Consider the following 12,120-nt stretch of genomic DNA (forward strand, 5'->3'; position numbering starts at 1 on the left):
GTCCGCCCGATCCGTTCCGCCGCCCCCACCGCACCAGGAGACCCCTTGCTGACCGTCAACGCCTACGCCGCCCCCTCCGCCGACGCACCGCTGGAGCCGACCACGATCACCCGCCGCGAGGTGGGCCCGCACGACGTGCTGATCGAGATCGCCTACGCCGGGATCTGCCACTCCGACATCCACACCGTCAACGGCGACTGGGGACCCCAGCCCTACCCCTTGGTGCCCGGCCACGAGATCGTGGGCACCGTCGCCGAGATCGGCCCCGAGGTCACCGGCCACGCCGTCGGGGACCGCGTCGGGGTGGGGTGCATGGTCAACTCCTGCGGGCAGTGCACCAACTGCCGCAACGGGGACGAGCAGTACTGCGCCGAGGGCATGGTGCCCACCTACGGCGGGGCCGACCGGGACGGCACCATCACCCAGGGCGGCTATTCCACCCACGTGGTCGTCGACGCCGGCTTCGTGCTGTCCGTGCCCGAGTCCCTGGACTTCGCCGCGGTCGCCCCGCTGCTGTGCGCCGGGATCACCACCTACTCCCCGCTGCGCCGCTGGGGCGCCGGCCCGGGCCGGAAGGTCGCCGTCGTGGGCCTGGGCGGACTGGGGCACCTGGCCGTGAAGATCGCCGCCGCGATGGGCGCGGAGGTCACCGTGCTCTCGCAGTCGCTGAAGAAGAAGGAGGACGGGCTGCGGCTGGGTGCCGAGCACTACTACGCCACCTCGGACCGGGCCGCCTTCGAGCAGCTGGCCGGGTCCTTCGACCTGGTCCTCAACACCGTCAGCGCCGTGATCGACGTGGACGCCTACCTCTCCCTGCTCACCGTCGACGGGGCTCTGGTCAACGTCGGGGCCCCGGCGGAGCCGCTGAGCCTCAACGTCTTCTCCCTCATCGGCGGTCGGCGCACCTACGCCGGGTCGATGATCGGCGGCATCGCCGAGACCCAGGAGATGCTCGACTTCTGCGCCGAGCACGGCATCGTCCCGGAGACCGAGCTGATCTCCGCCGACCGGGTCAACGAGGCCTACGAGCGGGTGCTGGCCTCGGACGTGCGCTACCGCTTCGTCATCGACGCCGCCACCCTGGTCTGAGCCCGCGCCCAGGCGCTGGGCCTGCGGATCCCGCCGCCCGGACATCACCGAAAGGAAACCATGGAACTGACCGATCTTCTGGAGGCGCTCGACGCCGGGCGCACCATCACGGGGGACTCGCCCCTGCACGAGGTCATGCACCGGGTCAGCCAGGAGGCCCTGCGCATCACCGGGGAGCTCAACGGCGGATACCGGGAACCGGCCCGGGTGCGGGAGCTGCTGGCCCAGCTCACCGGCAGGCCGGTGGACGCATCGGTGACGGTGTTCCCGCCCTTCCACTCCGACTTCGGGAAGAACATCACCCTGGGCAAGCGGGTCTTCATCAACTCCGGGTGCACGTTCCAGGACCAGGGCGGGGTGGTCATCGGCGACGACTGCCTGATCGGGCACAACACGGTGCTGGCCACCCTCAACCACGACCTCGCCCCCAGCCGCCGGACGGACATGCACCCGGCCCCCATCGTGATCGGCCGCAACGTCTGGATCGGGTCCAACGCCACGGTTCTGCCGGGCGTGACGATCGGCGACGACGCCGTCGTGGCGGCGGCGTCGGTGGTGACCAAGGACGTCCCGGAGAGGTCCGTGGTGGTGGGCTCCCCGGCACGGGTCGTGCGCTCCGTGAGCGACTGAACCGCGCCGGGTGGGTGTCCTTCGGTGGACCCCGGCCCGCCCCCCAGCGCGGCTGGGCGGTCACGACACGCCGTCTACGAACCGCTGGTGAACGCTTCTGCTCCGTTCATGGCCGAGGCGACGAGGTTGCTGCGGACCGGCGACTCGCCGCCGGCGACCGCCCCGATCCAGCCGTCCGTGGTGGTGACCGCGGCGAAGTTCGACTGCAGCAGCACCATCAGGGTGCGGTGCAGATCCTCGGCCGAGACCTGACCGGCTTCGTTGGCGAGGTGGATCGCGCCGGTGGCGTCGGAGAGGATCTCGGCGGCGAAGCCGAGCCCCTCGGCCTCGACCGCCGTCGCCAGGTCGCAGTTGTTGGTCATGTAGCCGACGATCGTGATCGTGTCGACGTCGCGCTCGCGCAGCCACTCGGCCACGTCGGTGCCGGCGAAGACGCTGCCGTACCCCTTCACGACCTGCTTCCACTGCCGGTTGTCGAGCTGCTCGAGATCGGGGTGGAGCGGATATCCCGTCGAGCCGGGCGCGAAGATGGGGGCGCCCTCGTCCGTCTCGTGCTGGACCATGACGACCGGCATGTCCTGCTCGGCGGCGACCTCGAGGACACGGCCGATGTTGGCGAGCGACTCCTCGCGGGGCGGGTACTGGATGGACATCGGGCCGTCGAAGTACTCCATCTGGGCGTCGACGACGATCAGGGCGCGGCGGGGAATGGTCACGGGATCTCCTCTGAAGAAAGCGGTGGGCCAGCGGTGGTGCATGGCCTGCAGTCCATGTTCGGATCCGACCGGGTTCCACCGCGACTGGCCCGCGTGCACGATTACGATGAGATCGGGCCACTTCTGCTCCGTGGTGGTCCCTGTCGGAGAGGAGCGACAGGTGCGGATCGCGATCCATGCGTTCGACGGTGTGACGATGTTCCACCTGGCCGTGCCGCAGCTGGTGTTCGGCGAGGTCACCCGGCTGGGCCTGGCCGAGGGCTGGGACACGGTGCTGTGGAGCACGGGCACGGACATGGTCACGACGGCGGAGGGCTACTCGCTGGGCCGTCTCGCCGGGCCAGAGGCTGCCGAGGACGCCGACCTGGTGGTGATCCCCTCCTGGCCCTATCCGCCGGTGGCCGTCGACGAGCCGCTGCGCGCCGTGCTCACCCGCGCCCATGCGCATGGGTCCGGTGTGGTGGGTCTGTGCATGGGGGCCTTCGCCGTCGCCGAGGCCGGTCTGCTGGGCGGGCGGCCCGCCGTGACCCACTGGGAGGGGATGGACGAACTCGCGTCCCGTCACCCGGAGCTGGCTGTCGAGGACTCGGTGCTCTACATCGACCACGACGACGTCATGACCTCCGCCGGCACGGCCTCCTCCCTGGACGCCTGCCTGCACCTGGTCCGCAAGCACCTGGGTGCCGCGGCCGCCAACCGGGTCGCCCGCAGCCTGGTCGTGGCCCCGCACCGGGAAGGCGGCCAGGCGCAGTACATCCAGCGCCCGGTCGCCCGGCCCGACAGCGGGGATCCCCTGGCCGCCACGCTGGACTGGGCGATGGCCCGGCTGCACGAGCCCCTGTCCATCGACGAGCTCGCCGCCCACGCCCGGATGAGCCGCCGGACCCTGGTGCGCCGCTTCCGCGACACCACCGGCACCACCCCCGCCCGCTGGGTCCTCGCGCGACGCCTCGACGAGGCCCGCAGCCTGCTCGAGACCACGCGCTGGGGTGTCGACCGCATCGCGCTGGCCTGCGGCTTCGGCAGCGCGGTCACCCTCCGGCAGAACTTCGTCTCGGCCTACGCGACCACGCCGTCCGCCTACCGGCGGAGCTTCGCCCTCCGAGAGGCCGGAGGGGAATCCCGTTAGGTGCAGGCTCCGGAACGTCCGGAGCACCCCTTAGCCTGGGAGCACCACGACCGGCGCCGCGGACGTCCGGTGCGGGAGACGGGGCGGGGAGCACGAGATGGATGCAGGACGTGGGCACCCCGACAGCGACGAGCGGAGCCCGCAGCCCAGGGGCGGTGCCCGGCGGGCCACCGTGGTGCTGTGGGCGCACCGGTTCGGCTTCCTCGTCACCAGCGTGCTGGCCGGCTGGGGCGTCTACCACCTCGTCCTCGAGGAGATCGACGACGACGGGCGTCTGCCCTAGTTGTTCCTGCCCCTCTGGGTGCTGTCGGCCTATGTGCTCCTGCCGCGGTTGAACCGTCTGCTCACCGGCATCTACGTCCCCAGCTACTTCATCGGGCGGGCCCGCACCTCCGACGGCCTGCTGGGGGACCCGGTCAACCTGGCGGTGGTCGGCACCCCCGCGCAGCTGTCCGCCGCGATGGTCGGGGCCGGCTGGACCGCCGCGGACACCGACCGCGAGCGTGATCTCGTCGTCTCGTCCCTGCAGGCCGTCGGCGCCACGGTCCACGTCGTCGAGCAGTACTCCACCGGCTATCACGCCCGCAACGGAGGCGGGGACGCCATCGAGACGGACGGGGACCTGCCCATCATCGACGTCCGCCAGATTCGGTGGAGCGGGTGATCAGCGTTCCGGGTTGGGGGTGAAGGTGTGGCCCAGGACGGTGGAGACCTCGGCGAAGATCCGTGTGGCCGGGGTGGCGCACGGCAGGGTCCTGGGGTCGTCGGCCAGCACCGGGGACTCCGGGCAGTCCCCGGAGGGGATGTCGCTGGTGGCCTGCACGACCACGGTGGTGTCGGTGGTGGTGTCGTAGTAGACGGTGGTGTTGTACCCGGGCTGCGTCCCGGTGTGCCCGACCCAGCCGTCGATGCACCCGAAGCCCAGCCCGTAGCCGGACTCGGGGGGCTGGAACGAGGTGAGGCGCTCTCGCTGGGCCTCCGGCTCCAGCAGTCCGTGCCCGGTGCCCAGGGCCCGGCCGTAGACCAGCAGGTCGTCCACGTCCGAGATCAGGGCCCCGGCGGTGGCTCCCCAGCTTGGGTTCCAGTGCGTGGCGTCGGCCGGCGCCTCCGGCGTCGCGGTGTCGCCCTGGAGCGTGAAGCCCCGCGCGTAGGGTTCCGGCATCTCGGTGGAGTCACCGGGCCAGACGGTCTCGTCGAGTCCCAGCGGGTCGAAGATCTGCTCCTCCAGGACCTCCCCGACCGGCTGGCCGGTGACCTGTTCGACGACGAGGCCCAGCAGGATGTAGTTGGTGTTGGAGTAGTCGAACTGCGCACCGGGGGCGAACAGGGGGGATTCCGAGACGCCGACGGCGACCAGCTCCTCCGGGGTGAAGACCTGCTGCGGATCCGCGAAGAAGCGGTCCGTGAACTGGGTGCTGCGGGTGTAGCTGGCCACCCCGCTGGTCATGTCCGCCAGCCGGCGCAGGGTGATCTGCTCGCCGTTGGGGATGCCGTCGACGTAGTCGGCGATGGGGTCCTCCAGGGAGAGCTCACCCTCCTCGGCCAGCTGCAGGACCAGGGTGGCGGTGAAGGGCTTGGTGACCGATCCGACGCGGGTGTGCACCCCCACCTCCATGGGCTCCCCGGTGGCCGGGTCGGCCACCCCGTAGGCGGCCGTCCAGGTGCCCTCCGGGGAGGAGACCCCCACCACCGCACCGGGGGTGGCGGCCTGCGCGAACGAGGCCCGGGCGGCGGCGTCCAACGTCGTAGCCCGTTCCTCGGGCAGCGGCCCGGACATCTGCGCGGAGGGCTCTCGGGCCACGACGTCGTCGACATCGGTGACACAGGCCTCGGGGTCCGTGGCCGGAGCCGACGGTGCCGCCGCGGCGGCCGGAGTGGCCGCCGGCCCGGCCGGGGAGGGCGGCCCGGCGGCTGCCCCGCCGGTGGTCCCGAGGAGGAGCACCGCCGCCGTGGCGGCGGCGAACGTGTGGCGCGTGGAGCGTACGGGTGCGGACATCTTCGTTTCCTTCTCGATCGGCGCAGGCCGCTTCCGGGGAGGGCCTGCATCCGGAGAACAGTGCTTCTGGCGCGGTCGTCATGGGCGACGATGTCGACCCCTGCGCCGCACTCCACCGCGAAGGCACATCCGACAGCACGTACGGGGCGTGGAATCGATGAGATGACGGGCCGGTCCACGGCCCCGGATCACGCACCGGCCCGGTGAACGCGTGGGACAGGCGGTGCCCCCAGCGTAGGACGGTCCTCCGGGTCGGCCGGCCGACCTGCCCCGGATCGTTACCCAACCGCCGAAGATGTCACGCCCCTTCGCCGGCCGGCAGCGAGCCGTGGCCGAGCACGAACTCGGCGAAGCGCTCGCCGATCCGCAGGTGCGTGGTCGCGTCGGGGTGGAGGGCGTCGGGCAGGGGGAGCTCCCGGGCGTCGGACTCCCCGTAGAGCTCGCGTCCGTCGAGGTGGAACAGGTGCGGATCGTCGTGCGCCCGCTCCGTCACGATCCGTGCCAGTTCGGCACGGATGACCGTCAGGGTGAGCTTGCCGGCGGCGACCTCGCCGGGGTCGCCGGTCGCCCGGAACCGCAGCTCACCCCGGGCGAGGGCGTCCGGGTCGAAGGCGCCGGGTCCCGGGGTGTTCTCGTGGATCGGGCACAGGAGGGGGGAGATCACCAGCAGCGGGGTGTGGGGATGGCCGTCGCGGATCGTGTCGAGGAAGCCGTGCACTGCGGGGCCTAAGGCCCGCAGCCGCATCAGATCGAGGTTGACCAGGTTGATGCCGAGCTTGACGCTGATCAGCTCGGCTGGGGTGTCCCGGATGGTGCGTGCGGTGAACGGGTCGAGCAGCGCGCTGCCCCCGAAGCCGAGGTTGAGCAGATTGAGGTCGGCCCGCCTCGCGGCGACCGCCGGCCAGGTGCCGGTGGGATGCACCGCGTTCGAGCCGTGGCTGATCGAACTGCCGTGGTGCACCCACCTCGGGCGCGGGTCCTGCACCGGTCGGAGGGGGGCGTCGGAGCGGAGCTCGGCCAGTTCCACGGTCTCGTTGTGCGGCATCCAGAGCTCGACCGTCTTGGGGCCCCGGGGCAGATCGTCGAAGACGACGCCGCCGAGCCCGGCCTGCGTGATCTGCCGGTCGCCGGTGGTCATGTCGATGCTCACCACGGTCGCGGCCTCGAGGCCGGCCTGCCGGGTGCGCCGGCCGTCGACCAGCAGGTCGAAGATGCCCGCCGGGCGCGGTGGTGCGCCCTCGTACCGGAAGCGTGTGGCGCGCCCGCGGAGCTCGACGCGGCTCGCCTCGGTCGCGAAGAGCAGCCGCGCGCCCGAGGGCTGGGACTCGGCCATGGCCAGCTGCGGGTCGCGGGCCTGGTTCCTGGCCCACGCGGGGAGGCGGTGCGGGATCACTCCGTCGTCCGTGTGCTCCAGCTCCACGACGCCGTGGAGGAGCTCGTCGGTGACGGGCGTGGTGCAGTGTCGGTCGGGGATCGGCATGGTCCTCCCAGGGGGTGTCGGGCCCGGCAGCGGTGGTTCAGGGTGCGGGGTCGGGCGGGATCAGGGCGAACTTGCCCACGTGCGTCTTCTCGAGGAACTCCCGTTGGGCGGCCGCGATCTGCTCGAGCGGGAAGACCCTCGCCAGCAGCGGCCGGATCTCTCCGCGCTCGATGTAGGAGACGAGGTCGGGGAACACCTCTTCGTCCCACGCCGTGCAGCCGATCAGGGTGAGGTCCTTCAGGTAGAGGGTGCGCATGTCGAGTGCGACCAGGGGGCCGCCGATGGCGCCGGAGGAGACGTACGTCCCGCCCCTCCGGAGGAGGCCCAGCACTGCCGGGAAGCCGGGCCCGGCGACGTTGTCGATCACGACGTCGACGCTGTCCGCGCCCAGCACGTCCCGCGGGTCGTCCCGCCCGATGACCTCGTCGGCGCCGAGGGCGCGGACCTGGTCCCGCTTGGCGTCACCGGCCATGCCGACGACGTGGGCGCCGCGCCGCTTGGCGAGCTGCACCACGGCCGATCCGACGCCGCCGGAGGCGCCGGTCACCAGGACCCGTGCCCCCGTGGTGATGCCGGCGCGGCGGACCATGTTCTCCGCCGTCCCGTAGGCGCACGGGACGGTCGCCAGCTCCGCGTCGCTCCAGTCGCAGTCCACCGGGAAGACCTCGTGCGCCGGGACGACGACGAACTGGGCGAAGGCTCCGTCGAGATCGGAGCCCAGCCAGGTCGTGTCCCAGGAGGAGAAACCCTCGGTGCGCATGCAGGCGCGGATCAGCACCCGTGCTCCGAGGGCGGACTCGTCGCCCCCACGGCCGACGGCCACGATCCGCCCGCAGCAGTCCGCGCCCTGGATCAGCGGGAACGGGGTTGCCGCGTTCCAGCCGCCGTCCGGTCTCGTCGAGGCGTCCCCGACGACGTCCTCGGACGCGTCGTTCGTTCCTGCCGTCACCGACGACGAGTACCAGCCGAGCCTGGTGTTGATCTCGGTGTTGTTCATGCCGGCCGCCAGGACGCGGACCAGCACCTCGCCCTCGCCCGGCTCAGGGATGGGCACTCGGGAGAGCACGAGACGGTCGTAGCCGCCGACACCGGTGGTGACGACCGCCATCATGGTCCCGCCGGCGACGCGCGTCCGCGGGAGGGGTCGAGTCGTGGTCATCCCTCATCCTGGATCACGGTCGGTGCTGATGCCAACGAGCTGACGGTCGCGGTGTGCGTGCGTGCGGGCAGGGCGATGCTGCACACGGCCTGCCCTCATCCGGGCGGCAACTCGCCTCCGGGATCACCTGCGATCCACCTTCGCCTCAGCCTTCGCGACCCCGGTTCAGGCGCTCGTGCGGGTGAAAGTCACGTGGGTGACTCCACGGGGCGCGGAGGTGGCCTCGACCCGGTAGTCCGCCTCCAGGCCCTCGAGCCCCTCCCACAGGCGCACGCCGCGGCCCAGCAGGATCGGGACCACCACCACGTGCAGGTGGTCGACGAGCCCGGCCGCCAGGAAGTCGCGGACCGTGGTGGGGCCCCCGCCGAGGCGCACGTCCTGGCCGTCGGCGGCCGTTCGCGCCGTCTCGAGCGCCTCTGCGGGCGAGGCGTCGATGAAGTGGAACGTGGTGCCGCCCTCCATCTCGATCGAGGGGCGCGGGAAATGGGTGAGGACGAAGACGGGCGTGTGGAACGGCGGGTTGGGACCCCACCAGCCCTCCCAGCCCGGGTCCTCGTGCCACCCGGGCGGACCGAACTTCCCCGCTCCCATGATCTCGGCCCCGATCCCCACACCGTGCAGCTGGGCGAAGGCGTCGTCCACGCCACCGCTGCCGCCGGGATCCCACCACCGGGTGGCGATCATCCATTCGTGCAGCCTCTGTCCGGCGTGCCCGAAGGGGGCGTTCTGGCTCAGACCCTCACCGGTGCCGAAGCCGTCGAGGGAGATGGAGAAGTTGTGGACGCGGACCCGTGACATGGCTGGTGCTCCTTCGCACTCGGCGACTCCGTCGTCCCCCGATGATGACTGCTCGGCGCGCCCGGGGAAAGTGCCGCCTGTGGCCGCCGCCGGTGCTCATCGCCTGACGGCGGTCCCCCGCGTGCTGTCCCTCGTGCCCCGACCGGTCAGGCCCGCTGTCCGCGCCGCGGCCCGCGTCCGGCCCGGAGCCGGACGATTCCCGCCAGCAGCAGGCATGCGCCCGCCAGGGTGCCCGCGAACCAGTGGACGGAGGAGGGGACGCCCACCGCGCCGGCCAGGACCCCGAGGCCCAGGACCGGCACGGCACTGCCCAGATAGGTCACGACGTAGACCGCGCTGACCACCCGGGCGTTGTCGGCAGCCGGAACGGCCACGGACAGCGCGTTGAACGCCGTGCGGAACGCGACGCCCTGGGCCGCCCCGGCCACCAGGGCGGCGAGGAGCAGCAGCGGCAGGCTGGACAGCGCGCCCGCCACCCCGATCAGCGCCGTGCCCAGGGCCATCCCCACCAGGGCCCCGGGCAGGGCCCGGACGCGGGGGCGTCCCACCAGCTGCGCCGCGGCGGACCCGATGAGCACGAGGGCCGCCAGCGCCCCGATCCCGGCCGGGGAGCTCACCCCGAGCGTTCGTGCGAAGTAGCCCGGAGCCAGCGAGAGGCTGAAGCCGAAGAGCGCAAAGCTGAGGAAACCGACCGCGGCCGCCTGCTGGAACCGCGTGCGGACCCCGGGCGGCAGGCAGAGACGGCGCGGCCGCAGGGCCTTGAAGGCCGCCGATCCCGGGGCCGGGGCGATGGCCGGCCTGGCGTGCAGCGTCCACAGCGGCACCAGGACGGCGATCAGCATGGTGCAGTGGACGGCGAAGGGAGTCGTCGTCGGGTGGGGCAGCTGGCCCAGGGCCCCGCCCAGGAGGGGGCCCGCCGCCACTCCGCCCGCCGACGCCAGGAGGGTGAAGCGGCCGGCCCACTCCGGGCGGTGGGGCAGGAGCTCCCGGAGCGCCGCGCTGCTGGCGCCGGTCACCATCGCGACGGCTGCGCCCTGCAGGACCCGACCGGTCACGAGACCGGCGAGACCCCCGGCGGTCGCGAAGACGATCTCACCGGCCAGTCCCACGAGGACCGACAGCACCAGGGCAGTGCGCCGCCCGATGTGGTCCGACCAGTGCCCGTAGAGAACGAGCCCGGCAATGAGGGCCAGGACGTAGGAGGAGAACGCCACCGTCACCGCGAAGGGGCCGAGCCCCAGGCGCTCCTGCAGCGCGGGGTACAGCGGGGTGGCCAGGTTGGCGCCCACCAGCAGCAGTGCCGTCGTGGACATGGTCAGCACCAGGCGGGAGCGCGATCCCGCGTTCCATCCCCGGCCTGCGTCGCCGGCGCCGGAGCGCATGGTCAGCTCGTTGAACACGGTCATCGCGGGCCTTCCGGTGGGATCGGCGATTGCGGGCTGTGCCGTGGGCGGCCGGCGCAGTGTGCTCACGCAGTCTGCCGGAGACTGAGTCCGGCACCACCGAGATGCTTGCGGAACTGATCACGCTGATCAAAAGTTGGAGGCGGACCACTGACAGGGAGACCACCGTGACCACACTGGACGCCGTCGACATCGGGCTGCTGCTGCACCTCCTGCGGTACCCCCGGGCGCAGATCGGGGAGGTGGCGGCCGCACTCGGGGTCGCCCGCAACACCGTGGTCTCGCGGATGCGCCGGCTCGAGCGCCGGGAGGTGCTGCGCTCCGGCGGTCGAGACGTCGACCTGGCCTCCGTGGGCTTCGACGTCCTGGCGTTCCTCACCCTCGAGGTCACCCACCGGGAGCTCGACGCCGTCGTCACCGCCCTGCGCGGCATCGACAACGTCCTGGAGGTGCACGAGATCTCGGGGCGCGGGGACGTCTGGTGCCGGGTGGCGGCACGGGAGACCCGTGATCTGCACGCCGTTCTGCGTTCGATCCTGCGGATCCGGGGAGTCCTCCGCGCCGAGACGTCCCTGGCCCTCAGCGAGCAGATCCCCTACCGGGTCCAGCCCCTCCTGCGAACGCTCACGGAGGGCGGCCGCACGTCAGCGTGAGGGTCGCTCCTCGACGACCCCCGAAGCCCGCTGCGTCCACCCCACGGTGCCCGCGCGGCGGCGGACGCTGTCCCCACGCGGGCACCGATCAGCCCACCGGTTCCCGGGACTGGTTGGATGGGGACCTCCAGGCTTCTGTCCCCGTGCCGCGCCGCGGAACGTCCGCGAAGCCTCCGACGGTCAGGAAGGCCGTGCGTCGTGCCTTGTCCAGCAGCACCAGGAGCAGTCCGATGACGGGGATCCGGGGCCGTCCCGCTGCGGTCCGGAGAAGGCGGCGACCCGGGGCCCTGCCGGCTCGCCGGGCGCGGACCGTGGTGCTGCTGGGCGTCGACGGGGCCGGGAAGACGACCACCGCCGCGGCACTGGTGGCGGAGGAGGCCCGGGCGGGGCGGGAGGCGGTCGTGCTGCGCAACCGGTCCGGCCGCCGTTGGCTGGCACGCACCTCGGCGCGGTGGGGGGTGGAGGTGCCGGCGCGGTGGGCGGACCGGTTCGAGACCGTGGTGCGCACCGCCAACGTCCTGGTCTCCCAGGTGCGTGCCGCACACCGGGACGGTCTGGTGGTGATCGATCGCCACCTGGTGTGCCAGTCGGTGCTGCGGCAGGTCCGGGGTCTGCCGCCGGGCCGGGTCCTGCCGTGGCTGGCGGTCAGGGCGCTGCGCGGGGCCGTGGTGGTGGTTCTCGACGTCCCGGCCGAGACCGCCCGTGCGCGGATCCTCGCCCGCGGGCAGGACCACGAGTCGCTGGAGTACCTGCGCGCGGCCCGGGCGGCCTATCTGGAGCTCGCCGGTGCTCTGGGCTGGACCGTCGTGGACGCCACCGGGGCCCCCGAGTCGGTTCTCGCCCGGTTCACCGGCCGGTGACGGGCGGGAACCCCTGACCGGTCCTCCCGGGTCACTCCCCGGCGCGCTCTCGCCCTTCGCGCGCCCCGATGCGTCGACATATTTCGCCGGGCGGTTCCGGTCCGTGGTCCGGGTCGCTAGTCTCAGGTCCACCTGCGGGCAGAGGCGAATCCCCCACCAGCGCGCCGTCTGCGACTCCCGGACTCCTCGGCGTCCACCGGCGCGCCC

General features: G+C 72.5%; 13 protein-coding genes. 7 read left to right on the plus strand and 6 right to left on the minus strand.

Going from position 1 to position 12,120, the window contains the following annotated elements; translation table 11 throughout:
- Positions 1-45 precede the first annotated feature (45 nt).
- On the plus strand, positions 46-1,089 hold the full coding sequence (locus tag RF640_RS06170) for an NAD(P)-dependent alcohol dehydrogenase (protein WP_272027463.1): 1,044 nt from the start codon (positions 46-48) through the stop codon (positions 1,087-1,089).
- A 60-nt stretch (positions 1,090-1,149) separates the two neighbouring features.
- Positions 1,150-1,719 (plus strand): DapH/DapD/GlmU-related protein, encoded by a 570-nt coding sequence (locus RF640_RS06175; RefSeq protein WP_272027461.1) that lies wholly within the window; start codon positions 1,150-1,152, stop codon positions 1,717-1,719.
- Between the two features lie 74 nt (positions 1,720-1,793).
- Here the strand turns inward: RF640_RS06175 and RF640_RS06180 are convergent, their stop codons facing one another.
- Entirely contained in the window at positions 1,794-2,435 is a 642-nt protein-coding gene (locus RF640_RS06180) for an isochorismatase family protein (RefSeq protein WP_272027460.1), read from the minus strand.
- A 160-nt stretch (positions 2,436-2,595) separates the two neighbouring features.
- Here RF640_RS06180 and RF640_RS06185 point away from each other — a divergent pair, with 160 nt between their 5' ends.
- From RF640_RS06185 to RF640_RS06195, 3 genes are all read left to right on the plus strand, one after another.
- A complete protein-coding gene (locus RF640_RS06185; protein ID WP_144836373.1) occupies positions 2,596-3,564 on the plus strand; it encodes a GlxA family transcriptional regulator in 969 nt (322 codons plus the stop codon).
- Between the two features lie 97 nt (positions 3,565-3,661).
- Positions 3,662-3,847, plus strand: coding sequence for a hypothetical protein (locus tag RF640_RS06190; protein ID WP_368827130.1), 186 nt, complete (start codon positions 3,662-3,664; stop codon positions 3,845-3,847).
- Positions 3,848-4,228 (plus strand): LssY C-terminal domain-containing protein, encoded by a 381-nt coding sequence (locus RF640_RS06195; RefSeq protein ID WP_368827132.1) that lies wholly within the window; start codon positions 3,848-3,850, stop codon positions 4,226-4,228.
- Here the strand turns inward: RF640_RS06195 and RF640_RS06200 are convergent, their stop codons facing one another.
- From RF640_RS06200 to RF640_RS06220, 5 genes are all read right to left on the minus strand, one after another.
- Complete coding sequence (locus tag RF640_RS06200; protein ID WP_368827134.1) at positions 4,229-5,560, minus strand: serine hydrolase domain-containing protein; 1,332 nt, start codon at positions 5,558-5,560, stop codon at positions 4,229-4,231.
- A gap of 298 nt (positions 5,561-5,858) precedes the next feature.
- The gene (locus tag RF640_RS06205; protein WP_109221868.1) at positions 5,859-7,040 is read right to left on the minus strand and encodes an SGNH/GDSL hydrolase family protein; all 1,182 of its coding nucleotides are present in this window, start codon (positions 7,038-7,040) and stop codon (positions 5,859-5,861) included.
- 37 nt (positions 7,041-7,077) lie between these two features.
- Positions 7,078-8,199, minus strand: coding sequence for an alcohol dehydrogenase family protein (locus RF640_RS06210; RefSeq protein WP_368827136.1), 1,122 nt, complete (start codon positions 8,197-8,199; stop codon positions 7,078-7,080).
- 165 nt (positions 8,200-8,364) lie between these two features.
- Complete coding sequence (locus tag RF640_RS06215) at positions 8,365-8,997, minus strand: dihydrofolate reductase family protein (protein WP_109221867.1); 633 nt, start codon at positions 8,995-8,997, stop codon at positions 8,365-8,367.
- Between the two features lie 146 nt (positions 8,998-9,143).
- Positions 9,144-10,403: an MFS transporter gene (locus tag RF640_RS06220; protein WP_095649928.1), complete on the minus strand. Its 1,260-nt coding sequence runs from the start codon at positions 10,401-10,403 to the stop codon at positions 9,144-9,146.
- 164 nt (positions 10,404-10,567) lie between these two features.
- Between RF640_RS06220 and RF640_RS06225 the strand changes: the two genes are divergently transcribed.
- Together RF640_RS06225 and RF640_RS06230 are read left to right on the plus strand one after the other, a co-directional pair.
- The gene (locus tag RF640_RS06225; RefSeq protein ID WP_242630326.1) at positions 10,568-11,053 is read left to right on the plus strand and encodes an Lrp/AsnC family transcriptional regulator; all 486 of its coding nucleotides are present in this window, start codon (positions 10,568-10,570) and stop codon (positions 11,051-11,053) included.
- Between the two features lie 230 nt (positions 11,054-11,283).
- The gene (locus RF640_RS06230; RefSeq protein WP_323632679.1) at positions 11,284-11,913 is read left to right on the plus strand and encodes an AAA family ATPase; all 630 of its coding nucleotides are present in this window, start codon (positions 11,284-11,286) and stop codon (positions 11,911-11,913) included.
- Positions 11,914-12,120 lie beyond the last annotated feature (207 nt).

This window comes from Kocuria sp. CPCC 205231 (assembly GCF_040980965.1).
Taxonomy (GTDB): Bacteria; Actinomycetota; Actinomycetes; order Actinomycetales; family Micrococcaceae; genus Kocuria; species Kocuria rosea.

What these genes read in the sequence shown, in the direction of transcription:
- RF640_RS06175 (WP_272027461.1), top strand. Translation starts at nt 1,150, where the DNA reads ATGGAACTGACCGATCTTCTGGAGGCGCTCGACGCCGGGCGCACCATC.
- RF640_RS06190 (WP_368827130.1), top strand. Translation starts at nt 3,662, where the DNA reads ATGGATGCAGGACGTGGGCACCCCGACAGCGACGAGCGGAGCCCGCAG.
- RF640_RS06200 (WP_368827134.1), bottom strand. Translation starts at nt 5,560, where the DNA reads ATGTCCGCACCCGTACGCTCCACGCGCCACACGTTCGCCGCCGCCACG.
- RF640_RS06205 (WP_109221868.1), bottom strand. Translation starts at nt 7,040, where the DNA reads ATGCCGATCCCCGACCGACACTGCACCACGCCCGTCACCGACGAGCTC.
- RF640_RS06210 (WP_368827136.1), bottom strand. Translation starts at nt 8,199, where the DNA reads ATGACCACGACTCGACCCCTCCCGCGGACGCGCGTCGCCGGCGGGACC.
- RF640_RS06215 (WP_109221867.1), bottom strand. Translation starts at nt 8,997, where the DNA reads ATGTCACGGGTCCGCGTCCACAACTTCTCCATCTCCCTCGACGGCTTC.
- RF640_RS06220 (WP_095649928.1), bottom strand. Translation starts at nt 10,403, where the DNA reads ATGACCGTGTTCAACGAGCTGACCATGCGCTCCGGCGCCGGCGACGCA.
- RF640_RS06230 (WP_323632679.1), top strand. Translation starts at nt 11,284, where the DNA reads ATGACGGGGATCCGGGGCCGTCCCGCTGCGGTCCGGAGAAGGCGGCGA.